Source organism: Tardiphaga sp., from assembly GCF_028290495.1.
Taxonomy (GTDB): Bacteria; Pseudomonadota; Alphaproteobacteria; order Rhizobiales; family Xanthobacteraceae; genus Tardiphaga.
Window position 1 is genome coordinate 28,935 of record NZ_JAQGJT010000159.1, and the last position, 22,348, is coordinate 51,282.

Consider the following 22,348-nt stretch of genomic DNA (forward strand, 5'->3'; position numbering starts at 1 on the left):
CGCCGATGCTATGGCCGCAAGCGATGGGGTCATTCCGCAGCCTCTTGCAACGGCATGACGCCGATCTCGGCCGCTTCGACCTCTCTCATGAAATTGTCGACGCACCCTGGTGCCACGCTGTTGACCATGTTGATCGCCGCGCCGGGGGAAATCAGACCACGATCGAGAGCGATCCCGGCAGTGACGATCACCTCGTCGATCTGTTTCATGTTCCTGCTGATGGAGCGCAGGACCGCGAGCACAAAGGGTCGGTCTTCCGTCTTTCCGGGCTTCGTGGCGGGGGCGATGTACCGTGGCTTGTTCATGCTGCCACCTTCCGGCCGGAGAGTCTGCGGAATCGGCGGACCTCCCGGTCAATGAGGCCGTACTGCTCGGGCGTGACAGTGCTGTGGTTTGGCGGCAGGTCGTACATGCCGCGCGGCAACTTGCTGCCTTGGTAGATCCCGTAGAATATCCCCATCGCCCATTTGCGGGCCGCGTCCGGCCCCTTACGGCTGTTCGCCATGCAATAGCTGAGGGCCGCATTCCAGACCGCCTTTGGGTGCTTCAGGCACTCTGCACGCAGCCCTTGGCGAGCCTTGAAGGATTCGCCCGCGCCGATCTCCACGTCGATCAGTTGGCCTTCGACAAATTGGATCTCGCCTCGCTCGGGCCTCTGCCATCCGCACGATGAACAGGTGAAGCCCTCCATCTGAGTGCCGCATTCGACGCAGAAGCGCTCCTTACGTGTTTTCTCCTGCGGCTCTCTGACCTCGCTGTCCTTGCGCTGCGCCGAGGACAGACTGTCGACACCGTTCTCAAAGAGCCATGAAGTGTCGTCGGCGAAGGAGATCACGTTGCCGGAATGGTCCAGCCACAAGCCATATTCCTTGCCGGGCGATATCCGCATCACCCGTCCCATCTCCTGGATGTGCGAGGAGAACGACTTGCGATACGGCCGGCAGGAGATTCCGCATTTCACGTCCGGGACGTCGAAGCCCTTGGTCAGGACTGCGCAGGACACCAGCCCGTCGATCGTGCTGTCTGGCTTTCTGAACTCGGCGATCTTGACCCGACGCGCGTCGTCGTCAGCGTCCAGGTAGCTGATCTGCTGGAAATTGAAGCCAGCCGCGACGAACTGTTTGCAGAGCTCGGCGCCGTGCTTCACGGAAGGCGAGAACACGATCGTCTTCACCGGCCCGCCGAAATGCCGCTGTGTCTGCTCGATCCAAGTATTGACGACATCCCCGATGATGGTGATGCCGCGCGACCCGGCTTCCTCGTCCTCATACTCGCCCGTGAACTTCTTCTTCGCCCCGATCATATCCGGCGCGACGCAGGCTTTGATCTTCAGCGGCGTCAGAAACCCCTGCTTCAGCAGTTCGTTCACGGTCACGGAATTGACCAGGCCATCCCAGTCTTCGGTCATGCCGGCGGTAAACGGCGTTGCCGTAAGCCCGATGACCTTGGCATTCGGCACGCGAGCGACAATGTCCGCCGTCGATTTGTACCGACAGTGGCATTCGTCGATGACGATCAAGCTCGGGAGCAGGTCGTCTTCCACCTTCCGGCGCGCCAACGTCTGGGCGCTGGCGATCTGCACCGTCTTTCCGTAATCGGTCAGAAAGTGATCGGACTGAATGACGCCATGGTCAATTCCGTGGCGTGCAAACCGTTCGCTCGTCTGGTCTATGAGCGAGACGCGGTCGACAATGAACCATGTCCGCGATCCCTTCCGCTGCGCTTCCTGGATGACCTTCATGGCCATCTCAGTCTTGCCGGCCGCTGTTGGCGCGACAAGCACCTGCCGTCGGCAGCCTGCACGGATGCCCGACCGAAGCTTCTCGACAACGTCGGCCTGATAGGGCCTCAGATTGATGTCCGTGATTGGAGGTGCAAAAAGCATATTCATGCGGCTCTCTCCATGGGCATTCTGTCGATAATCTGAGACGCCTGCCCGACGAACCACGACCAGTCCGATCGATCCACGCCGTCGGGCGGGGACGACATCAGCAGGCGCGTCAGGTACTCGGCAGCGGGACGATTGAGACCGCCGTCGTATTCCATGATTGCGGCCCGCTCATCGACAGCGGCTTCGCGCTCAAGAAACGCAGCGATCTCCCAACCGTGCTCCCGGATGAATTCGGCAGCTCCTGCCGGCAGCCGGCTCCGGTTCACAACCGTGAGTTTGCTCCCGTCGACCATGATGTTGGCGCCGCAAGCTTTGACCCGTTCGATGATGCGAGCGACGTCAGCCATTGATTGCCCCCAGGTCGATCACTTCATCGCGGGAATAGCCGAGCTTGATCGCTTCCTTCTTCCAGAAGTCCATGGCGCGAAGGTTTTTGACCTTCTCCTGGCTCTCGGTTTCGACGCGCGTTTTTAGAACCCGGATCTGCTCAGCCAAGCCCTTGATGACCTCAGCAAACCCGCCGCGCTTATACTCGAGGCGCATTGGCTCTAGATCTGCCAGCTTTGCCTCTAACTCAGCTATCCTTGAATCCTTGGAGCCAAGAGCGTTCTTCAGCTCGTCGATCTCGTCCTGCAAATCCTCATCGGCCGTCGGTGCCGCCTTTCGTGCTGCGACGGCGGCATCGCGGGTGGCAATCTGGTCCTTCACGGCCTCGGGGAGGCTGTCGCGCGCTTCGGCGTGCAGCGCTTCAACCTCTGGGTCCGGCTTTTTGCCGCGGAGTTGCCTGTCGGCACGCCGTTCGGCTATGACCTCGGCTGTCGCTTTTGCCGGCTCTTCGCCCTTCTCGACACGAGCTTTAATCTGTTGTGCGGCACCGATCGGATCGGATGCGAGCTCGCGGGACTGCCGTTCGGTGATTTTGTCTACCGTGGTAGACAAATCTGCGCCGGCGACATCAGCAATTGTTTGAACGGTCTTGGCGCCTTCAATGAGCTGGTAGGCGCGCGGTCGGCTGATATCCCAGCGCTCCTTGCAGTAGGCCTCGAAGGTCTTATGCGAGGCCCGGTACAGCTTGCCATCGCGGATATCGAGCAATGCCTGCCCGACTTCCACAAACGTGCCTAAGCCCTTCTCGATCGCTTTCTCGCACTGTTTCAATCGTGCGGTCTCGGCTGTTGCCAGTTCCTGATTCATGCCGCTTCCTTGATCGGGGTGATTGTCACGCGGATGCCCGACACGTTTCGGCACCAGCGCAAATTGATTTCGCGCACGATCTGATCGTGATCGCCCTCGATGATGCCGTGTGCGACCAGCAGATCCGTCGGCCCCTTTTCGAGGTTGCCGATGTCACGGCGCCGGCCGTCAGATCCGTCTTGAACCTCGTAAGAGAGCGTGACCGGACCTTTGATCTTGGCTGGCCGCTGTACCATCAGCGCGTAGCCAGCTTCGGTCAGCCATGCCTCGTACCGAGGTGACTTGAACCGACCTGATCGTCCGTTCGAGTACATTGCATTGACGCTGACCGGGAACGGCAGCATGATGACCGTTTGTTCTGACGTCATGCTGCGTAGTCCCCCTGCCGTTCAAGGCTGCGGCGGCACGGAGGAATCCACACAAACATCGGCATGCCGTAGCTGTCCGGCTTGTGAGGACGGCAGCGCCAGACGATCCAGCAGTAGCTGGTGGCCGTTGAGCTCTCCGGGTCGAGCTTCCCCTTCAGCATTGGGACTCGCTCAGTGAATTGCAGGATGGCCGACGGCTTGAAGCGCGAGAACAGGTCGCGGTACCGACCGATTCCCTCCAAAAACGACGTCCGGACCAGAACGGCAGCGCCTTCGCGCGCACGCTCAATCATGGTCTGCACAAACTGCTCGCCAAGTCTGAAGGGTGGATTGGTGACAATCCAGTCGAAGGTCGGCTCATCACCGGGAAAAAGAAAATCACGGACGGCTCCGAACCCGTAGGGAGCAATGTCGGACCCGTAGACCATCTCAAAATACTCGGCGAGCGGCCGCAGCATATGACCTTCACCGCAGGCCGGCTCCCAGACCCTCTTGGTTGAAAGGAGAGGGCCGACCTGGCGCAGGTATTCGCAAAGCGCCCTTGTCGCCCAAGGCGGCGTCGGGAAGAAGTCGAGCGAGTCGTGCGGCTCGTGGCGCCGCTGCATGACTGCGGCAGAGTTGTTCTGCGTCATGCTGCTCTCCCCGCCCGCGCGTCCTTGACCTGCCCTGCCCCGATGACGGCACCGGTGAGCGCGCCTTGAGCGATCTCCCTATCCATCACCTTGCGCATCTCGATCGAGAGCCAGGTCTCGGGAAGCTTGTTGCTCATCTGTGCGCGTCGGATCACCCAGTTGCGGACTTCTGGCGCCAGAAAGCGAAGCTGGTCGCGCGTCTGGTCGACGACCTCGATTGCGCGAGCCGAACGCCCGAGGGGGCGGCGGATACGCCCGAGCCTTTCCAAAGCAGTGATTAGCCGATGCACGCCACTTTTCGACTTGAGCCCGATCGCATCTGCCATCTGCTGGAACGACGGACCAAGCCCCGTCGCCGCGATGTGCCGGTCGATAAATGCCAGCAGTTCTGCCTGCTTTACGGTGAGGGTGAAGCCGGTCATGCGGCAATCCCCTTGTGTTCTTCGATCAGATTTCGAGCGCGCTGCTTCGACGCTTCTGTCATGAAGTAGCCTTGGCCCCAGTTCGTCTCAATTGGGATTTCGAAGGCATCGAGCTTCTTGCGCATCTTGCAGATGAACACATCGATGATCTTTTCCTCGGCGACGTCCGCATCCGGACCGAGGCCGTACAGAATATCCATCGCGCCCGACTTCGTAACCGCATCGCGAGCCATCAGCAGGCCGAATAGCTTTGCTTCGTTTCCAGTCAGCGCCATCCATGCTGGCGAGTCGAACCCCATGCCGAGGGTATCCTCGAGCTGAGCAATCCGATCCCGGAGTTCGTCATTCTCTTTGGTAAGTAATTCGCAGCGCCTCTGATAATCAGCCACGGTCTACTGCCCTCTTCCAAACAACAGCGATTGCGGTGCGGCGCGATGTGCCGGTCGCCATCACTTTGGCGGCGGCGGCCTGCCATTCTTGGACGGTCTTCGATCGGATCACGGTGACAAGATCGAACGGATCGACCTTGCCCTTGTACTCAGGCTCGAAAAGCAGCATCGAAACGGCCGCGATCTCGTGTGCGGGAAGCGGGGCTCGCTTGGCGTCAATGAGAACCTTCAGTACCCTTGCGGTCTGAAAAACGCCGCGGATCTTCACGATGCGAGTGATAACCCCAATGCCGAACGTCTCGCCAATCTTGTAGACACCCTTAGACCCTCGCGGATGCCGCACAATGCACGCGCCCGACTTCTTGCATGCGTCGTCGACGGCAACGGCCAGTTCATCGCCAGCGGCGACCGCGGCAAAGTGAATGTGCGACGGCGTCAGCGCGATGCGATCACGGTTCTGGCTGATAAAGGCTGTCGCCCGGGCTTGAAGCGAATTCGCCTCTACGATCATCACCGGAATTTTGGGGATACCGCCGTGGCTGACGGCGGAGATTGCCGTGTGCTGGCCGTCAAGAACTACCAACCTTCCCTTGGCATCTCGAACGCATACCGGGGGTTTGATGTGCGCCCAATTCCAACGACCGACGATTTTGCGGATCATCGTCAACGAGTTTTCTGCAATGCCTCGCTGATAGGTCTCTTCGACGTAGAGCGAGCCCGGATTGACCCATTCGAAAAGGGGCTTCTCGCTGGTGATGACAGCAGGCTCGATGCCGCGCATATTCAGGGCCTTGACCTGGCGGATCGTGCTCACGCTGCTGCCCTCCGAGAGTCCGCTTCGTGCTGCGCTCGCTCTGCAATCCATTCCGAGACAAGGGCGCGAGGCGTGATATTCTCCGCCTTGGCGTATTCGACGACGATCGCCTGGATATGTTCGGGGAGTAACTTCAGAGCACCCTGCTCCTGCCATCGCTTGGCGTAGTAGCTCTGCTTGCGCTCGCGCATGTCCGGGTTGAGGTAGTAAAGAATCGTCGAGGGGCTACGCTTCATAAAGCGGCCGATGTCGGCAAAAGCGTAGCCGGCACTCTGCAGTCGAACCGCGCAGTTCATCCTAGCTGCGACAAGATACGGCTCGCGGGACCGGCCGAAGAAGTCCTCGGCGCAGATTTGATGGACCGACAGAGTGGCCCTGACGATCTGGCGGTGCTTCATGCTGACGCTCCCGGCGTGTTCAAGACGACCTGCCGCAGGAAGTCGCGGCGATCTTGGACCGTATCGAGACTGACCGTTGACGGGTATCGACGGCGATATGCCGGGTGCGTCTTGCTGATGCCGATGGGAAGCGGTGAAGCGGTCGCAGCGCGTTCGGCGGCCCGCGTTGCTCGTTTCTTGGCGTTCTTGCGGTCAATGGCTTCTTGCGATCGGGGCATTGCAATCAAACCTCGAAATTCGATTTGTAGAAGCGACTGGGCTGCTGCGAAGCGGGATTGAAAGGGACACCGCGCACGCCTTCGGCCTTGAACAGCCCGAAGTATTTCGACACCACGCGCGACGAGCACTTGAGCGAACGCGCCACGTCGCGGATGCTGGACCGCTTGCGGTACTCAGACTTAATGAACGCAATCTCGTCGGCCGTCAGGTGTTGGCCCTTGCTACGAGGCTTTTCCCAATTGTCGCGAGGCTGCACCATCACGACACCGCCTTAGATGCGGGCAGTGACCATTTAGGATCGTTCCGCATGCCGTGCTTTTGCGCGAGGCCCTTTCGCGTCAACGAATGGCAATATCGCGACCCGGTTTCGCCTTTATAAAAAGTCTGGATGCCTGCTGCCTCCGCGATCTGCCACGGGCCTTGCGGCTCGTTGGTCAGTACGGCAAATATCTCGGCTTCGCGCTCTGTGACGTCGACGCCGTTTATTTGATGTTTCCGCATTACGACACCGCGCGGATGCGGCGCATGTCGGCACGGGCGCGCTCGGCAGCGTCGATAACGTCGTCAAGCTCGCGCTCGGCTCGGGCCGCAGCCAGGGGCGTCGGCGCCTTCGGACCTACCACATCGCCCATCGCGATGATGGCTTCGCCGGTCTCTTTCAGGACGGCGCTGACGTGATGACGGGCGTCCTCGACGGCGATGCCCTTCTCCTCGCGGACCAGATCATAGCCCCGCATTTCTGCCCATGCGCGAAGGATGCGGTCGCCGCCCGACAGCGCGTCGAGATCCATCGCCACGTCGATCGGGATAAATTCAGGGCGCTCGGCATTGCCGTAGCGCGACAGCGCGGCGGTGTCAGCGCGGGTGTTGGCGGCGATCTCATGAAGCGGACCGGCGTCCTCGCAGCTTCGGCGGGTGGCCGACTTGATGGCGAGATAATCAGCGCGGGTATATGGGCGGCCGTTCATTTCCAATGTTCTCCCGTCAGATTGTTTTGCCGAGTCGTGAGCGACCCGTTTTATTTGCGGCTGCAGACCGAGTAAGGAGCAGCCCCGTGACCGCCACAGAAGCCCGCCTAGCTAGTATCTCCGGCACCAGGCAGATGATTGCTGACGACCAGTTCAGCGCGCTGGTGGCGGCGCTGGTCGAATGCAATGTGATCCCACGAGACTTCATGGCATCAGCCCTTGATCGTCTTGCGGATGGGCTGATAGCGAAGGCGCGGGGTGAGCTCGAAAGTGAGTTTGTGATCTATCCTGCTGAAGCTTTTGACCGGGCTCGCGACCTGTCCGCGCAAGCTGCTCAACTCCGGAGCCGGTTGTGACCTCCGAAAAGGCGGCGGCCCCAGCACTACGCGAAACTGCTGTGCCGGAAGCCGCCGAAGTCAGGGAGGAAACGCCCAAGGGGGCTGGCGCATCGCGGCAAACATCCGCGACGACTGAATTGGTGATCGGCGCCATACGGCCGCCGTTCAGGAACGCATCGGACGCGCTCTCGCTGGAGAGAGCAGCCATGAACGCTACGTCGTTAAGGATGAAGCGGTTGATCATGATGCGACTGCCTCGGGCGACCGCGCGGCGACATTTGCCGCGAGCATTTCGTCGGCAGATGCGTCGGCTAGCGGCATGACGAGGGGCCAATGACGGTCAGCGATACCAATCTTCGGCCACTTGTAGACGGCCTCAGCGGTCACGTTTCCATCGGAGGCAGCCGCGATTGCAATCGGGCCGCCAGCGTCTTTAATGATGTCTGATACCGTTCGCATGGATCTGGATATACTGGAATTTAATTCCAGATGCAAGCCGGTCGAATTCCATACCGAAAATAATTCCAGTTCCTATGCTGCCGGCATGGATTGGAACGATAGATTACTCAAGCTTCTCAGCGACAAAGGCTGGTCCGTGCCCGACTTGGCCCGTGCAATCGGCTCGCCGGATGAAGTGCCCTCTCTAACTGAGCGGCTCTACAAATACGCGAAACCGACGGCGGACGGCTCAAAGCCTGTTCCAAGCCCTCGGGGCAACTTGATGGCTAAGATCGCTGCCGCGCTGGGTGAAACGGAGGAGTATCTTCGTTTCGGCATCAGGCAGGCATCGAATGCTGCGCGCGTGATCCGCCCAAGTGGGCCTGAAGCCTCCGAAGTGCTTAAGGTTGGTGAAGGATGGCCGGACACTGGCGAAGAATGGATGGACGTGCGCGGCGTCACAGTCGGCGGCGACGACAGTTTTTTCTATTTCGGCGATGTGATTGACCATGTGCGCCGGCCGCCGGGCATTCGGAATGCGAAGAACGTCGCCGCCCTGAATGTCGCTGGCGAAAGCATGGTGCCGAGATTTGCGCCCGGTGAGCTGATCTACGTCCAGCACCGCGAGCCGGCGCCGGGCGATGACGTGGTCGTAGAACTATATCCCGAAAACGATGGCGACCCGCCGAAAAGCTTCCTAAAACGCCTTGTCCGAAAGACGGGCCGCCGCCTGTACTGCCAGCAATTCAACCCAGCGTCAGACCTCGAGTTCGATAACGGAGAGGTCAAAATACTATGGCGAGTTTTGACGCTGCGAGATCTTCTCGGGTGAGACATTCAGCGCCATCGAACAGAGATTCTAAAACCTGGATGCGCTTCCCTTCGCCGCCGGCATCGTTGCACGGCCCGCACGAAAAGCGCTTCCAAACACTTATTTCCACGGTTTTAAAGCTGAATTCGTAGCCTTTCCCGTTTCCGCAGTCCCGACAGACTATCCAGTACGCACTCATTACCCGCCTGCCTGTTCTTATTTCGTTCTAATAAAACTCAAGCTGACATAGGAGTCGAGTCGTGATTCGCGGTGGGCATAAGATTCTTGTGATTTGCATTTACTTTGCTTCATTTCCAGCCGCGGCTCAGTTCGAGCCCCTACAATTCGCCAATTGCAAAAAGCTGCCTGCTGACGGCGACCGGCTGAAATGTTTTGACGCTATTGGCCCGAAGCCAAGGACTCCTGAACAAGAGGCGAAAGAGCCCGCGCCCGTGAAGGGCAAATGGGTCTACACCGAGAGCCAATCACCAGTTGATGATTCCGAACAGGTGCTGGCCGTCCTCGCAGGAGAGCAAGAGGACGCTTTTCTCGTTTTTCGATGCATAGAAAAGAGGACCGAAGCTGTATTCGTCCCACCGTCTGGATTTTTTGCTACCGGCCGAGCCGACGTTTTGGTCAGGATCGACAGCGCTTCCCCGGAGACGATTTCAACTTCGGTTGGCACCAATAACCGGGCTCTTTTTATATACCCAGCGGCTGATTTCATGAAATTGCTTCCCGACAATGGCAAGCTATTCCTTCGAGCTTCCGGTTACCAGGGCAAGCAAGCCGACGGCACGTTCAGCCTCGCTGACGTTTCGACCGCACGGAATAAGGTGGCCGAGACGTGTCACTGGACCACGCCAAAGGTCGATAGGGCGATCCCAGCAGCACCTACGCCCGCGAGCGTCACACAGCCCGCTACACCGCCGGCCGTAGCGCCGAGGCCAAAACCGAAGTCTCCGGCACCCATGAAGCTGAATTGACCGTCCCTGAGAGAGATCGTGGAGGCGAGATGACAGATCAAGAACCGCCGATCGATCCCTTCGAAGCCCTGAAGCAGGTTTGATGCGAAAAAGCCCGCCGGTTAAGGCGGGCTCCTTTCGTCAATTCAATTTCTTCGGCTTGTTCGCTGCAATCAATTTCGGGAGAAACTGAAGGGCCTCGCTATCACGGCGCTGGAAGTAGTCTAAAGCCCGGATAGGCAACCACTCTTCCCTGAAGTGCCTGCGGAAATCTGGCAGCAGGCTCTCAGGATACGCCTTCGCAGGCACACGCCGGCCGTCTTCATAAACGTGGAGATATGTCGGCAAAGCGTCTGTATCCACACCATGCTTGTCCCGCAGCCATTTGCAGTACATGCGGCCTTGCGAAATATCAGGCAGCATTCGCTCCGGCAGCGTGTAACCCATGATCTCCATAGGCGCGATCAGCATCTGCGTCATTTCGGTCAGCACGGAGAAATGCGCAACTGGGACGTTTTGCTGGTTCGCGACATAGCGACGGAGATGGTAGGGAACTGTATCCGCGACGGACGACGGTGCCGAGCCCGACATCCAGTCAAACACCCACTGCGACACCTGAACGGCAAATGCTGGCGACAGCCATTGTCCTAGATTGATCGCCACTTGGGGATGAACCCAAGTTCCCTGCAGATGCGGTTCACCTCCTTGAATTGACTGAACTAATCCCGTAGCGGGAATTCCCGTCGCGGACCCAAGCTCGCTCAAGAAGCCTTTGGTCGTTTCGAGCCGATTGTAGTCGAACCAACGTTTACCCGCTGCTTGGCACATTGCGGTTGCGTTTATGTATCCGTCTTTGGGGCGTTGGTAGATGATCCCGCCCATCACGGAATGCGGGATTAAGTCGAAGTGCTGCTGCACGTTGAGGATCCTGTACATTGCGACCGTCGCGCGCTTGAAGGAATCCTTCAAGGTTGTACAAACACTCTGCTTGGGAGGCCTGTACTGCGTGAGCAGTCTGGTTCAAGTTTAAGAAAGGCGGTTCCGGTTGCACGGGCCGCCTTTCGGCTTTCGGTGACGAATCACCTTTCTCAAACTACGGCGCTCGCAGTGCGGTTGGAACAGCGAAACGGCTCAGCCGGAAAAGCATCCCCGCTTTCTCGCTCAAAGCCGAACGCAACGAGAACATAATCGGATCTCACCGTTGCCGCTTAGGCGTCGCCGTACCCTAGCTGCGTCCGAATCTGCTTGAGACGAACGGTTTCGGCGTGCGTCGGCGGCTTTGCATCGCGCTTGGCTTTTCGGCGACGCTGGCGCTGTTTCTTGGCCTTCGCGGCCCTTTCCTCGATCCAGGCCTTCTCCGCTTGGGCGGCCCTCGCTGCTAGTCCAGTTAGCTTAATGGGCGCTACCGTCCGGCCGCTCAGCAGCTCAGTGCCGGGATCGTATTTTTCCTCATATTCCCCTGCCCTCAGATTCCTTTTCGACCAGTTCATCCGAGCCATTTTTGCTCCGTTTGCTCTGAATTTTGGACATGCCTGCGGAGCCCTTTCTTTCCCTGTTGATACCCAGAACCGACCTATAGGGCCGGGCGTGGGAGGAAAGAAAAATCCCTCATTGGTCGGGGGGCACAAATGGGCGCAAGTGCCGATTCCCCTCTGCTTAGCCTCCAGGTTGCGCGCTGGACCGCGTTAGCCATCGGGGCGCTCGATCGGCTCTGAGGCCGGGCGCTTGCCAACTCCAACCAGCATTTTGGCTGCCGGCGGGCCCTTACGCGTTTTGCCTCGTCGTTCACGAGACCACACCCCGACTACCGGAGAGCGTCTGGAAACTAGACCGGAAAATAATTCCAGACAAGTGTTGACTTCTATCTTTTCTGGAATTAAATTCCAGTCACCAGATCAGGAGCGCCGCCAGTGACCCTCAGTCTCAGCCCATCCTTCAAGCGCCGCTTCGGTCCATCTGCCGAAGCTGTCGCTGCCCGCATGTCCGCCACCTACGGCCACCTCGCCGTGGCGATCTACAACGGGCTTTACGACGAACCGGGCGAGCTTTCGTCCGCAGCTATCCAGCTCGGCCTCGACATCCGCGCCGCCGATGCGCGGCGGTCCGAGTCGCTCGCTGTCGCCCGGAAGGTCTACGGCGTGACTTCGCCGGCCTACGCCGCAACCGAATTCCTCGCCTCTCGCCAGCGCGCCGACGACTACCAGCGGGCGCTGGACAAGTACGACCTCGTTGTCGAGAGCGCCGACCAGTTGGACGAGATCGAAGGGACGCCCGAGCTGCTTGCTCAGGCGGCTGAGTAGGTCCGATGGCAAAGCATACAAAGCTACTTGAATTGGTGACGTGCTGCGAAGCCGTGAGCCACGGCGATCGTGAACTTGATGCCGATATCTGGCTTGCCGTGACCCCGGGGGCCACCCGGAATAAGACCGGCTACACGCACGCTGCTTCCGGCAAGTGGTGCGATATAGACGAAACGCGCGACGCGACCGGAAGATTGATCGTCGTTCCCCACTACACTTCGTCACTCGAAGCTGCGGCAACGTTGATCCCCGATGATTTTGATTGGGTTCTGGAGCGCACGAACGGCGGGCTCACCATCTGCGCTCGCGTTGGCCACAATGACCCGGACCGCTCGTCGTGGGGCAACACCCCTGAATTGGCGCTGACCGCGGCGGCTCTCTGCGCCCGGGCCGCCTCGTCGATTACTGCGGGTGAAGCATGATCCCCGCCCTGCTCCGCGCAACGGCTGAGGCCGCTGCAATCCTCGCTTTCATTTTTACAATTGCCGTTTGGGCAATCGTTCTCGGAGCTATGTGATGGCTGAACATACGCCGACGCCTTGGAAATGGACGGAAGGCACTGCAGCCATTACCCGCGAGTGGTTTGGCGCTGATCGCACCATCGTGGCCGTCAAGGGCCGCCTTGCTTGGCATGAAGACGATCTCTGCTCTAGCCGTGAGGCCGGAGCCAACGCTGACCTCATCGTCCGCGCCGTCAATGCGCATGAGACTTTGGTCGCGGCTCTAGCGACCATTGCTCAATTTCCAATCACGGATGCCTCCAACATGGATGCAGTCAACATGAAGCTTCTTGCTCAGGGTGCATTGAACTCGTCTGGTGTCCTCGTCGCCGGCAAGGGAGAAGTCTGATGTCTAACGCCCCGCACAGCGTCGTCGCCGCTCTCGTCACCGCGACCAGCGCGTCCTCTGAGATCATCGGCAACTGCCATGCCCTGCACTACCACTGGCAGCAAATGAGCGAGAGCGACCGCCGTTTGGCCATTCAGTACGCCCGCGACGCGGCCGACAAGCTCCTTGCCGCTGTCGTGCAGGCCGAGGAGGCCATGTCGACGCCGGCGCCGGTGTCGAACGTCATATCCATCGGCGATCATTCGCCGGAATATCTCCGCACCGTCGGCGTCGTCGCCGCTGAAATGGCGGTCCAGCAATGACTCCGTTTGCCGCTGCAGCAATCGCTCAGATGGTTGTCGTGATAGCCATAATCCTGGGCGCCGCCATCATCGTGAACGCACACGCAATTGTGGGAGCCTTCCAATGAGCGGTCCTCTCCGCAATCACGTCGAAGCCCGTTCCAGCCGCGAGCCCGCGCGCCAGTTCGTCTCCGATACCCACGACAACAAGCCCGACGCCGGCCGCCGCGCTCTGCCGAGCGATGAATTGCCGGATCCGTTCCGCGGACTCGGCATGGAAGCGCTGCAGATTTACCTCGACGTCAGCGATCTCGATAGCCCGTCCAACAAGGTTCTCGACGCGACCGACGATCTGCTGAAAGCGCACCGCTCCCGAACGCTGATCGGCATGAAGATGGCCGCCGAGTGGCTGCGGCGCGAACTGAAGACCAACCCGCCTCTGCCGGCGAAGCTCGCAGGCCAGATCGATGCTTCAGCGGGCCACCTGATCAGCATGCTGGTCTTCCACATTAACCGAAAGCCGCGCCCGTGACCGCCGCCGAACCCAACTACAGGAGCCGCCGATGAACCAGATCGCAACGAAGATCGAAGCCGAGCCGCAGACGGCACCGAACCCGGTATCCATTGTGGAACGGGCGATCGAGAGAGGCATCACCGGTGCCGACCTCAAGGAGATCATGGATCTTCAGGAGCGTTGGGAATCCGGCCAATCGCGCAAAGCTTTCGACATAGCTATGGCGAACGCGCAGGCCGACCTCCCGGTGATCGTCAAGAACCGTCTTGTCGAATACGGCGAAGGCAACAAGAAGACTTCGTACAAGCATGAGGATCTATCCGACATCATCCGGCAGATTACTCCGGTGCTGAAGACGCATGGTCTCGCCGTTCGCTGGCGCACTGAGCAGTTGGAAGGCGGCCAGGTCCGCGTTTGCTGCCTCGTTACCGGCCACGGGCATCGCGAGGAGACCGCGCTTCAATCGAGCCGCGACTCGTCAGGCGGGAAGAACGACATTCAGGCCATCGGCTCCGTCGTCTCCTACCTTCAGCGATACACCCTGAAGGCCGCTCTCGGCTTGGCGGCCGCGCGGGACGATGACGGGCAGACGTCGGAAGGCGGTAACGCCACGATCACCGCGCTGCAGCTCCAAGAGATGGAGAAGGTCGCCGCGGAAGTCTCCGCTGACATCGCCAAGTTCTGCAAGTTCCTCAAGGTCGAGACGTTGGCGGAGTTGCCGGCAAAACGGTTCGACGCCGCGATGCAGGCTCTTGATGCGAAAAGGAGTCCGCTGTGATCGAGACTATTAACTGCGATCAAAATAGCGACGAGTGGATCCGCGCGAGGATGGGATTGCCGACTGCTTCGGCATTTTCTTCAATTCTTGCCAAAGGTGAAGGGAAAACCCGCGCGAAATACATGCGCCAGTTGGCCGGCGAGATTGTAACCGGCGAGCCGTCCGAAAATTATAGCAACCGCCATACTGAGCGCGGACATGAACAAGAGCCGGAGGCGCGCGCGCTGTATTCATTTTTGACAGACCGCGAACCACAGATCGTCGGCTTTGTGAAGAACGGCAACAAGGGCTGCTCACCAGATTCGCTTATCGACGCGGACGGCGGGCTCGAGATCAAAGCCGCGTTGCCTCACATCCAGATTGACCGGCTAGAGCGCGCTGCGCTTCCGTCCGAATACAAGGCCCAGGTTCAGGGCTGCATCTGGCTTTGCGAGCGCGAGTGGTGGGATTTTGTGTCCTACTCGCCGAAACTTCCGCTCCTGGTGGTCCGCGTTCATCGCGATGATGGCTACATCGCCAACCTCGCAGGCGCGGTTGATCGATTCAATGATGAGCTTGCGGAGCTTGTCGAGTTCGTGCGCCGCTACGGCAACAAGACGATAGGGCTGGCGGCATGACTCGGGCCTTGATCACCATCCAGTCGCAGGCTGACCGCGAGCGAGCCAGCCGATGGGTAATGGCAGCGCCAGCCGGCATGCGGGTGGAGTTCAAGCAGGCCAAACGATCTGACGAACAGAACGCCAAGCTGTGGGCGATGCTGTCCGAGGTAGCTGCGCAGTGTCCTTGGCACGGCGTGAAGCTGACGGCTGACGACTGGAAGTTCGTATTCATCGATGCGCTCAAGCGCGAGCTGCGCACCGTGCCGAATATCGACGGGAACGGGTTCGTCAATCTCGGTCGATCATCGTCGGATCTGTCCAAGGCCGAGATGTCAGATCTAATTGAACTCATCCACGCTTTCGGCGCCCAGCACGACGTCAAGTTCAAAGACGACACCAATTCCAATCCGTCTCAGCTTCCCCAGGCTGAGACGGTAGAGCCCGCGTCAAACCCTCCCCCGGTCGCCGGCGCGGGCTCACCTTCATCCGAATTGTCGGCTGCTCCTCCCGGGCCCGACAATGTAGCGGCGCGGGGCGACGAGTCTGGCGGCTCCGTCGCTCCGCAGCCCACTCTCCCGCAGGGATGGGAATATCGGTTGCGGAATGCACTGTCAGAAGCCAGAAGCCCCGGAGGGTTGATCAATGCGGCACAGCGTTGTTTCGACAAGCTCGGTGCTCTGCCGACGACCAGGAACGAGATCGAAACCGCCAAGGCCATTCGATCGGTCTTCAAACAGCACTTCGGAGACGCCGCTGCGATCAACGACGCGCTGGCTGAAAAGGAACTGGCATAATGTCAGCACCCCGCAAGTCGATCTCACTGCGCACAAAGCTGGCGTCAGCCCTGCTCACCATCGTCCGCCCGAATGACAACGGCGAGCTTGAGCGGGTCATCCCGCACGACATGGCTAAGCAGATGAGCGACGACCAGATCATCTCGCTCTTCCACTTCGACCATTACCCAGTGCCGCATGCGCACGATGGGCCGGACGAAGCGTGGAACCTAGAGCCACGCCCGATCGTGGAACACCGTGGCATCACAGCCAAGGTTGACGTCCCGCGCATCGCAAAGGCGAAGAGGTTGGCCAAGGCAACGAATGCGCTGGCAGCGGTACTGGCCTCCAAGGCCAACGGAGAGCCCGTCGAGGCCGATCCGAAGCCCTGCAAGTACGTATGGCCGAAGGGCCGGAAGATCGGCCAGCGCCGACCGCAGAACAGCGCCAGGCCGCCGAACAAGCCCTGCGTGGACCGTCGCGTTGTCGGGAGCGACGCATGAACCCGAGCGCGTGGCCGGCAATGTTGAGGCTCGACCAGGCTGCCGCGTACTCGGGCTTGTCGGTCCAGCTTTTCAAGAAGAAATGTCCTGTGAAACCCGTGCAGTTCACGGATTCCACACGCGGGCACCGGTATCGAACGGCCAGTCTCGATCTTTGGCTTTCCTCGCTGGACCCGAATGTTGCAAGCTCAGCCCCAACCAGACGGTTCGGGGAGAAGATCAATGGTGGTCAAGGTGCGAATGGACGGGCTTAACGTCACCAAGAACCGGGATGGGACGAAGCTCTATGTCTATCATAGGGCGAGCGGCGAAGCCTTGCTGAGGGGCTTTGTCGGCAACCGGTCGGACTTGGAGAAGCGGCTTGGCGAACCCGACATGCGGGCCGCCTACCTGCGCCTGCAACGGCGTGACCTGAAGCAGTCCTACCCGGCCGACACACTGGGCGGGCTGATCCAGTGGTTCGAAAACGAATGCAGCAAATTCAGCAAGCTGGCCGAGGCGACCAAGAAAGACTACCGGGCCGCGTTCCTCTACCTGCAGTCGGAATGGGACGCCCCCCTCGACACGATCACGCAGCCGGCGCTGTACGAAACGCTCGACAAGTGCGCCAAGGTGAAGTGGCCGCGATTCGCAGACAAAATGATGGCCGCGTTGTCGTCTATGTTCACCCAGGCCGTGAAGCGCGGGAAGATGACCGCCAATCCGGCCATGGGCATCGACAAGATCCATACAGCGGACCCGAACGCCAACCGGGAGTGGGCGCCGGAAGAATGGCGGGACGCGATCGCGCGCGCCGCCGGCAACAACGAGATTATGACGCCGCTCATGCTGGCGCGCCATGTCGGGCTCCGCGGTCAGACCATCGCAAAAATTCAGTGGAAAAACTACCAGCCGGATGCGCGTTTCGGGAAGTGCTTTCGGCACGTCGCCAAGAAGAACAAGGAAAATTCGTGGGTGCCGGCGCCGCCCGAGCTGCAGGTCTATCTGGACGGTCTAGACCGAACCTCACTGAACATCGCCGTCCGCAGCGATGGCACGGTCTGGAAGAGCGAAAAAGAGATGCAGACGGCGGTGAGCCACTTCCTGCGCGGCATCGAAACCACCAGCGCGGTCGAGCCCGGCGCAACGCTGCACGGGCTCCGGGTCAGCTTCGCTGCCGAACTCGGACGCGACGGCGCCAGCAACGGCGACGTGGCCGCGGCGCTCGGCGATCGGTCGGAGCGAATGGGCAAACACTATACGCGACACGTCGAAGCGGAGAGCAAAGTCATCCGTGCATTCGGGCATCGAAAGAAGCCCTAGATGTTTTGCAAATCTCGCTTTGTTCTATGGTTTTCGATACGGTTTAAGAGGCACGGCCACATGAATTGTTCAATTAAATCAATAAGGCCTTGGGATTTTAAGTCCCTTGCGTCTACCAGTTCCGCCACGTCCGCGACCGCTGTTCCTTCAAGGTTTTCCTCCCTGCGGTCAACGCCTTTCGCGTCATCGGGCTGCAATGCCTTTTGGGACGTCATGGCCAGAGCGGACCTGACACCTGCTGAACATACCCGAACAGGCACTATTCCCGTCGCGGGCTGCGGTCCCAAAGCAGCCATCGGCCCCACATCCGCGCGCACTCTCCTTGAATAGCGCAAAGCTCCCTACCCCAAACGCACCGCGCCGGCCCGATGGCTCGGGCCGGCGCGGCAACTGGATCAATCCTGCGCGAAGTGGCGCGGATCAGTCCTTCTTGTCGATGTTCCAGAACACCGGGGTCGCGGCGCCCGGCAACACGCCGGTCAGCGACTTCCGCCATACGCTCGGCACGCGGTATTCGCCGAGCGGCAGATACGCGACCTGCTCATAGGCGCGGGCCTGAACTTCGGCAGCGGCAGCCTTCTGCTCTTCGGGTGTCGATGCACGGGCGTACTTGTCGCGCAGTTCTTCCATCTTCGGGTCATCGAACCAGCCGAACCAGCCGGTGGCCTTGCCGCGGCCCGAGGTCGAGACGTTGGAGACCGGATTGAGAATGTCCGCAACCACCCAGTTGGTGAAGAACATGTTCCAGCCGCCCTCCTTGACGGGCTTCTGGGAGGCACGGCGGGTAACAACCGTCTGCCAGTCCGTCGCCTGCACTTCGACCTTGAAGCCGGCATCGCGCAGCAGCTGCGCCGCCACGATCGGCTGCGGTTTCAACGTGGTGACGTCGGTCGGCGCCATGATCACGACGGGGGTGCCATCATAACCGGATTCGGCGAGCGCCTTCTTGGCCTCCGCCAAGCCGCTGCCCTTGATCAAGGTCTCGGCGCCCGCTTCAGTCGCATTCGGCGTACCGCAGCCGAACAGCGCGCCGCAGACCTTGTAGTATTCGGGATTGCCGACCAGCGCATCGAGCACCGGTTTTTGATTCATCGCGAGGAAGGCCGCGCGGCGAACCTTGACGTTATCGAACGGCGGGAGCAGGAAGTTCATCCGTCCGAGCGTCTGGAAGCCCAGCGTATTGAGGACCTCAAGCTTGAGGTCCTTGTCCTTGGACAGAACCGGGAGCAGATCGTAGGGACCGTTCTCCATGAAATCGATATCGCCGGACTGCAGCGCGTTCACCGCGGTCTGCGCATCGGGCATCGTGATCCACTCGACGCGGTCGACCTTGACGACCTTGCCGCCGGCAGCCCAGCTCGCGGGCTCGGAGCGCGGCACGTAGTCCTTGTTCTTCTCGTAGACGGCCTTCACGCCGGGCTGGAATTCAGCCTGCACGAACTTGAACGGGCCGGAGCCAATCTGCTCGGCGATCGACTTGCCGGCGGGCGTTTCCGCCAGACGCTTCGGCATCATGAACGGCACCAGCGACGACGGCTTGGCGATCGAGTCCAGCACCAGGCCGTAGGGCTCCTTCAGCGTCAGCACGATGGTTTTGGCGTCGGGCGCCTCGATGCTCTTGGTGAAGTCCATGAGCTTCTGGCCCATGCCGTCGCTGCGGCCCCAGCGCTTCAACGAAGCGACGCAATCCTCGGCGGTGACGGCCGGGCCGTCATGCCACTTCAAACCATCGCGCAGCGTGAAGGTGTAGACCAGCTTGTCGTCGGAAACCTTGAAGCTCGCCATCTGCGGCTGAATCTTGAAGTCCGAATCCATCGCCAGCAAGGTGTCGTAAACCATGTAGCCATGATCGCGCGTGATGTAGGCCGTGGTGATGCCGGGATCGATGACGCGCAGATCGGAGTGCATCACCGCGGTGATGGTCTTGCCGGCGGCGAAGGCCGGGAAGGCGAAGGTCGGCAGCGCCAGTGCGGCTGCGACGACCGCGCCGGTCAGCGCGGATTTCGAGAACGTCGCGGAATTCCGCCAACGTGAGATCATGGACATCGTTCACTCCTGATTGGATACTGATCATCGATCGATGATTCAGTGTGCAACGCGACGGAATATTAGGCGGTCGCGGCGTACTGCCTTTATCTTTTAGACATCAAAGACTTGCATCAAGCGCGCGTCGCGTCAATGCGGTTTTATACCGGGCAGTTCACCCGCGGCGCGTGGAGTTGCCAATGCAAATCCACTGCTGCTAAGGCTCGCTTGACGGCCCGATCCCTCCGCATGCCACGCGCGCATCGACGCCGAACAACAAACGAAATTCTCATCCACAAGGAAGTTGCCGATGAATCCCGCCAACCTGCCGTTCGACACCGAGGCCATGCTGCAAGGCCTGCGCGTGTGGGTCGAGTGCGAGAGCCCGACCTGGGACGCCAACGCCGTCAACAGCATGCTCGATCTCGCGGCGCGCGACATGGCGATCATGGGTGCGACCATCGAGCGCATCGCCGGACGCCAGGGATTCGGCGGCTGCATCCGCGCACGTTTTCCACATCCTAAATTCGGCGAGCCGGGCATTCTGATCGCGGGCCACATGGACACAGTGCATCCGGTCGGCACCATCGAGAAGCTGAAGTGGCGCCGCGAAGGAGCCAGGTGCTACGGCCCCGCGATCTGCGACATGAAGGGCGGCAACTATCTCTCGCTGGAAGCGATCCGCCAGCTGGCGCGCGCATCCTTCACCACGCCGCTGCCGATCACCGTGCTGTTCACGCCCGACGAGGAAGTCGGCACGCCGTCAACGCGCGACATCATCGAGGCGGAAGCCGCACGCAACAAATACGTGCTGGTGCCGGAGCCCGCCGGCCGCGGCGGCAAGGGCGTCGTCACCGGGCGCTACGCGATTGCACGCTTCAACCTCGAAACCATCGGCACGCCCAGCCATTCCGGCGCCACGCTGTCGAACGGCCGTTCCGCGATTCGCGAGATGGCGCGCCAGATCATCGCGATCGACGAGATGACCGGGCCGGACTGCACCTTCAGCGTCGGCGTCGTGCATGGCGGACAATGGGTCAACTGCGTGGCTTCGTCCTGCACCGCCGAAGCGCTCAGCATGGCGAAGCGCCAGGCCGATCTCGACGCCGGCGTCGAGCGCATGCTGGCGCTGTCAGGCACGTCCAACGACGTCACCTTCAAGGTGACGCGCGGCGTTACCCGCCCGGTGTGGGAACCGGATGCCGGCACCATGGCGCTGTATGAGAAGGCCCGCCTGATTGCCAAGGATCTCGGTGTCGATCTCGGTCACGAAAGCTCCGGCGGCGGCTCCGACGGCAATTTCACCGGCGCGATGGGTATCCCGACACTGGATGGCCTCGGCGTCCGCGGCGCCGACATGCACACGCTCAACGAGTACATCGAAGTCGACAGCCTCGTCGAACGCGGCCGTCTGATGGCAGGTTTGCTGGCGACGCTGGATTGATGCACAAGGGACCGGTGTCTGCGCGCCATTAAGGCGCGCAGACAGTGGCGGTGGCACAGGTTTTGCTCATCCGAATACAGTAGTTATCGACAGTGAGGCCCATGACAAACATCTTCAACGAGCCCGTTTCCTTCGTGATTCCGCGAGGCCCGACATCGGGCCGCGCCGTCCGATAGGAACGCGCCATGCTCGGTTACCTCATTCGTCGAATTCTCGCCGCCATCCCCGTGATGGGCGTCGTGGCGCTGTTCGTATTCCTCTTGCTGCGTCTGACGCCCGGCGATCCCGCCGCGATTCTCGCAGGCGATAACGCCACGCCGGAGCAGCTCGACCGCATCCGCACACAACTCGGCCTCAACGAACCGCTTTATACACAGTTCATTTCGTGGATCGGCCGGCTGCTGCACGGCGATCTCGGCACGTCGCTGATTTCCAACGTGCCGGTGCTGCAGATGATCGGCCAGCGCGTCGAGCCCTCGCTGTCAGTCGCGCTCAGCGTCATGCTGGTGTCGATTGTCGTGGCCGTCCCGCTCGGCGTTATTGCCGCTTGGAAGCATGGCACCTGGATCGACCGCTTCGTGATGGCGCTGTCGGTGATCGGCTTTTCGGTACCGGTGTTCGTGATCGGCTATGTGCTGATCCAGATTTTCGCAATCGAGCTGCGCTGGCTGCCGGTGCAGGGCTTCCGCAGCATCTTCCGCGGCTTCGGTCCGTTCTTTGAGCGCATCATCCTGCCGACCATCGCGCTGTCCTTCATCTATGTCGCGCTGATCGCCCGCATGACACGCGCCGCAATGCTCGACGTGCTCGGCGAAGACTATGTCCGTACCGCGCGCGCCAAGGGCATCAACGAAAGCGGTGTGCTGCTGCGTCATGCGCTGCGTAACGCTGCCGTGCCGGTCATCACCGTGATCGGCACCGGCTTCGCGCTGCTGATCTCCGGCGTCGTTGTCACCGAGAGCGTGTTCAACCTGCCGGGTGTCGGGCGACTGACGGTCGACGCGGTGCTGGCGCGGGACTTCCCCGTAATCCAGGCCATGATTTTGCTGACCTCCGGCATTTACGTCCTGGTCAATTTGCTGATCGATCTAGCCTATTCGCTGCTCGATCCCAGAATTCGTTACTAGGAATCC

General features: G+C 60.5%; 30 protein-coding genes and 1 pseudogene. 15 read left to right on the forward strand and 16 right to left on the reverse strand.

What is annotated here, in order from left to right; translation table 11 throughout:
- Positions 1-29 precede the first annotated feature (29 nt).
- The 13 genes and pseudogenes from JWQ24_RS24110 to JWQ24_RS24170 all read right to left on the reverse strand — a co-directional run bounded on the left by JWQ24_RS24110 (position 30) and on the right by JWQ24_RS24170 (position 7,295).
- Positions 30-305 (reverse strand): hypothetical protein, encoded by a 276-nt coding sequence (locus JWQ24_RS24110; RefSeq protein ID WP_299813575.1) that lies wholly within the window; start codon positions 303-305, stop codon positions 30-32.
- Positions 302-1,891, reverse strand: coding sequence for a DEAD/DEAH box helicase (locus JWQ24_RS24115; RefSeq protein ID WP_299813579.1), 1,590 nt, complete (start codon positions 1,889-1,891; stop codon positions 302-304). The genes JWQ24_RS24110 and JWQ24_RS24115 overlap by 4 nt, the downstream gene beginning before the upstream one ends.
- The gene (locus tag JWQ24_RS24120; RefSeq protein ID WP_299813582.1) at positions 1,888-2,238 is read right to left on the reverse strand and encodes a hypothetical protein; all 351 of its coding nucleotides are present in this window, start codon (positions 2,236-2,238) and stop codon (positions 1,888-1,890) included. Before JWQ24_RS24120 ends, JWQ24_RS24115 begins: the two co-directional genes overlap by 4 nt.
- Entirely contained in the window at positions 2,231-3,085 is an 855-nt protein-coding gene (locus JWQ24_RS24125) for a hypothetical protein (protein WP_299813585.1), read from the reverse strand. The genes JWQ24_RS24120 and JWQ24_RS24125 overlap by 8 nt, the downstream gene beginning before the upstream one ends.
- Positions 3,082-3,429, reverse strand: coding sequence for a hypothetical protein (locus tag JWQ24_RS24130; protein ID WP_299813588.1), 348 nt, complete (start codon positions 3,427-3,429; stop codon positions 3,082-3,084). Before JWQ24_RS24130 ends, JWQ24_RS24125 begins: the two co-directional genes overlap by 4 nt.
- A gap of 20 nt (positions 3,430-3,449) precedes the next feature.
- Positions 3,450-4,085 (reverse strand): class I SAM-dependent methyltransferase, encoded by a 636-nt coding sequence (locus tag JWQ24_RS24135; protein WP_299813591.1) that lies wholly within the window; start codon positions 4,083-4,085, stop codon positions 3,450-3,452.
- 206 nt (positions 4,086-4,291) lie between these two features.
- Positions 4,292-4,507: pseudogene (locus tag JWQ24_RS24140) on the reverse strand (repressor LexA); the annotation flags it as partial.
- Positions 4,504-4,896: a helix-turn-helix domain-containing protein gene (locus JWQ24_RS24145; RefSeq protein WP_299813594.1), complete on the reverse strand. Its 393-nt coding sequence runs from the start codon at positions 4,894-4,896 to the stop codon at positions 4,504-4,506. The gene JWQ24_RS24145 and the pseudogene JWQ24_RS24140, both read right to left, overlap by 4 nt.
- Positions 4,889-5,710, reverse strand: coding sequence for a DUF6551 family protein (locus JWQ24_RS24150; RefSeq protein WP_299813597.1), 822 nt, complete (start codon positions 5,708-5,710; stop codon positions 4,889-4,891). Before JWQ24_RS24150 ends, JWQ24_RS24145 begins: the two co-directional genes overlap by 8 nt.
- Positions 5,707-6,108: a hypothetical protein gene (locus tag JWQ24_RS24155; protein ID WP_299813599.1), complete on the reverse strand. Its 402-nt coding sequence runs from the start codon at positions 6,106-6,108 to the stop codon at positions 5,707-5,709. Before JWQ24_RS24155 ends, JWQ24_RS24150 begins: the two co-directional genes overlap by 4 nt.
- Positions 6,109-6,331: 223 nt before the next feature.
- Entirely contained in the window at positions 6,332-6,589 is a 258-nt protein-coding gene (locus tag JWQ24_RS24160; RefSeq protein ID WP_299813602.1) for a hypothetical protein, read from the reverse strand.
- Entirely contained in the window at positions 6,586-6,828 is a 243-nt protein-coding gene (locus tag JWQ24_RS24165) for a hypothetical protein (RefSeq protein ID WP_299813605.1), read from the reverse strand. Before JWQ24_RS24165 ends, JWQ24_RS24160 begins: the two co-directional genes overlap by 4 nt.
- Positions 6,828-7,295, reverse strand: a complete 468-nt coding sequence (locus JWQ24_RS24170) for a hypothetical protein (protein WP_299813608.1) — start codon at positions 7,293-7,295, stop codon at positions 6,828-6,830. Before JWQ24_RS24170 ends, JWQ24_RS24165 begins: the two co-directional genes overlap by 1 nt.
- A gap of 86 nt (positions 7,296-7,381) precedes the next feature.
- Here JWQ24_RS24170 and JWQ24_RS24175 point away from each other — a divergent pair, with 86 nt between their 5' ends.
- From JWQ24_RS24175 to JWQ24_RS24185, 3 genes are all read left to right on the forward strand, one after another.
- Positions 7,382-7,651, forward strand: coding sequence for a hypothetical protein (locus JWQ24_RS24175; RefSeq protein ID WP_299813611.1), 270 nt, complete (start codon positions 7,382-7,384; stop codon positions 7,649-7,651).
- A gap of 421 nt (positions 7,652-8,072) precedes the next feature.
- Positions 8,073-8,903 (forward strand): S24 family peptidase, encoded by an 831-nt coding sequence (locus JWQ24_RS24180; RefSeq protein WP_299813614.1) that lies wholly within the window; start codon positions 8,073-8,075, stop codon positions 8,901-8,903.
- 239 nt (positions 8,904-9,142) lie between these two features.
- A complete protein-coding gene (locus JWQ24_RS24185; RefSeq protein WP_299813617.1) occupies positions 9,143-9,868 on the forward strand; it encodes a type VI secretion system-associated protein TagO in 726 nt (241 codons plus the stop codon).
- Positions 9,869-9,988: 120 nt separating this feature from the next.
- Here the strand turns inward: JWQ24_RS24185 and JWQ24_RS24190 are convergent, their stop codons facing one another.
- Together JWQ24_RS24190 and JWQ24_RS24195 are read right to left on the reverse strand one after the other, a co-directional pair.
- Positions 9,989-10,765, reverse strand: coding sequence for a KilA-N domain-containing protein (locus JWQ24_RS24190; protein WP_299813619.1), 777 nt, complete (start codon positions 10,763-10,765; stop codon positions 9,989-9,991).
- Between the two features lie 290 nt (positions 10,766-11,055).
- On the reverse strand, positions 11,056-11,346 hold the full coding sequence (locus tag JWQ24_RS24195; RefSeq protein WP_299813622.1) for a hypothetical protein: 291 nt from the start codon (positions 11,344-11,346) through the stop codon (positions 11,056-11,058).
- 411 nt (positions 11,347-11,757) lie between these two features.
- Here JWQ24_RS24195 and JWQ24_RS24200 point away from each other — a divergent pair, with 411 nt between their 5' ends.
- The 10 genes from JWQ24_RS24200 (at position 11,758) to JWQ24_RS24245 (ending at position 17,746) form a co-directional block, all read left to right on the forward strand.
- Positions 11,758-12,147 (forward strand): hypothetical protein, encoded by a 390-nt coding sequence (locus tag JWQ24_RS24200; protein ID WP_299813625.1) that lies wholly within the window; start codon positions 11,758-11,760, stop codon positions 12,145-12,147.
- Positions 12,148-12,152: 5 nt separating this feature from the next.
- The gene (locus JWQ24_RS24205) at positions 12,153-12,569 is read left to right on the forward strand and encodes a hypothetical protein (RefSeq protein ID WP_299813628.1); all 417 of its coding nucleotides are present in this window, start codon (positions 12,153-12,155) and stop codon (positions 12,567-12,569) included.
- Between the two features lie 94 nt (positions 12,570-12,663).
- On the forward strand, positions 12,664-12,996 hold the full coding sequence (locus JWQ24_RS24210) for a hypothetical protein (RefSeq protein ID WP_299813630.1): 333 nt from the start codon (positions 12,664-12,666) through the stop codon (positions 12,994-12,996).
- Positions 12,996-13,298, forward strand: a complete 303-nt coding sequence (locus tag JWQ24_RS24215; RefSeq protein WP_299813633.1) for a hypothetical protein — start codon at positions 12,996-12,998, stop codon at positions 13,296-13,298. The genes JWQ24_RS24210 and JWQ24_RS24215 overlap by 1 nt, the downstream gene beginning before the upstream one ends.
- 103 nt (positions 13,299-13,401) lie before the next feature.
- Positions 13,402-13,809, forward strand: a complete 408-nt coding sequence (locus JWQ24_RS24220; RefSeq protein WP_299813636.1) for a hypothetical protein — start codon at positions 13,402-13,404, stop codon at positions 13,807-13,809.
- Positions 13,810-13,840: 31 nt separating this feature from the next.
- Entirely contained in the window at positions 13,841-14,569 is a 729-nt protein-coding gene (locus tag JWQ24_RS24225; protein ID WP_299813640.1) for an ERF family protein, read from the forward strand.
- Positions 14,566-15,186 (forward strand): lambda exonuclease family protein, encoded by a 621-nt coding sequence (locus JWQ24_RS24230; RefSeq protein WP_299813643.1) that lies wholly within the window; start codon positions 14,566-14,568, stop codon positions 15,184-15,186. The genes JWQ24_RS24225 and JWQ24_RS24230 overlap by 4 nt, the downstream gene beginning before the upstream one ends.
- Before the next feature lie 8 nt (positions 15,187-15,194).
- Positions 15,195-15,962 (forward strand): recombination protein NinB, encoded by a 768-nt coding sequence (locus JWQ24_RS24235; RefSeq protein WP_299813646.1) that lies wholly within the window; start codon positions 15,195-15,197, stop codon positions 15,960-15,962.
- On the forward strand, positions 15,962-16,444 hold the full coding sequence (locus JWQ24_RS24240; protein ID WP_299813649.1) for a hypothetical protein: 483 nt from the start codon (positions 15,962-15,964) through the stop codon (positions 16,442-16,444). Before JWQ24_RS24235 ends, JWQ24_RS24240 begins: the two co-directional genes overlap by 1 nt.
- Before the next feature lie 222 nt (positions 16,445-16,666).
- Entirely contained in the window at positions 16,667-17,746 is a 1,080-nt protein-coding gene (locus JWQ24_RS24245; RefSeq protein ID WP_299813652.1) for a tyrosine-type recombinase/integrase, read from the forward strand.
- A 420-nt stretch (positions 17,747-18,166) separates the two neighbouring features.
- On the opposite strand, the gene JWQ24_RS24250 is transcribed toward JWQ24_RS24245, so the two are convergent.
- On the reverse strand, positions 18,167-19,786 hold the full coding sequence (locus JWQ24_RS24250; protein WP_299813693.1) for an ABC transporter substrate-binding protein: 1,620 nt from the start codon (positions 19,784-19,786) through the stop codon (positions 18,167-18,169).
- Between the two features lie 295 nt (positions 19,787-20,081).
- Here JWQ24_RS24250 and JWQ24_RS24255 point away from each other — a divergent pair, with 295 nt between their 5' ends.
- Positions 20,082-21,215: a M20/M25/M40 family metallo-hydrolase gene (locus tag JWQ24_RS24255; protein WP_299813655.1), complete on the forward strand. Its 1,134-nt coding sequence runs from the start codon at positions 20,082-20,084 to the stop codon at positions 21,213-21,215.
- Positions 21,216-21,400: 185 nt separating this feature from the next.
- On the forward strand, positions 21,401-22,342 hold the full coding sequence (locus JWQ24_RS24260) for an ABC transporter permease (RefSeq protein ID WP_299813658.1): 942 nt from the start codon (positions 21,401-21,403) through the stop codon (positions 22,340-22,342).
- Positions 22,343-22,348: the final 6 nt, after the last annotated feature.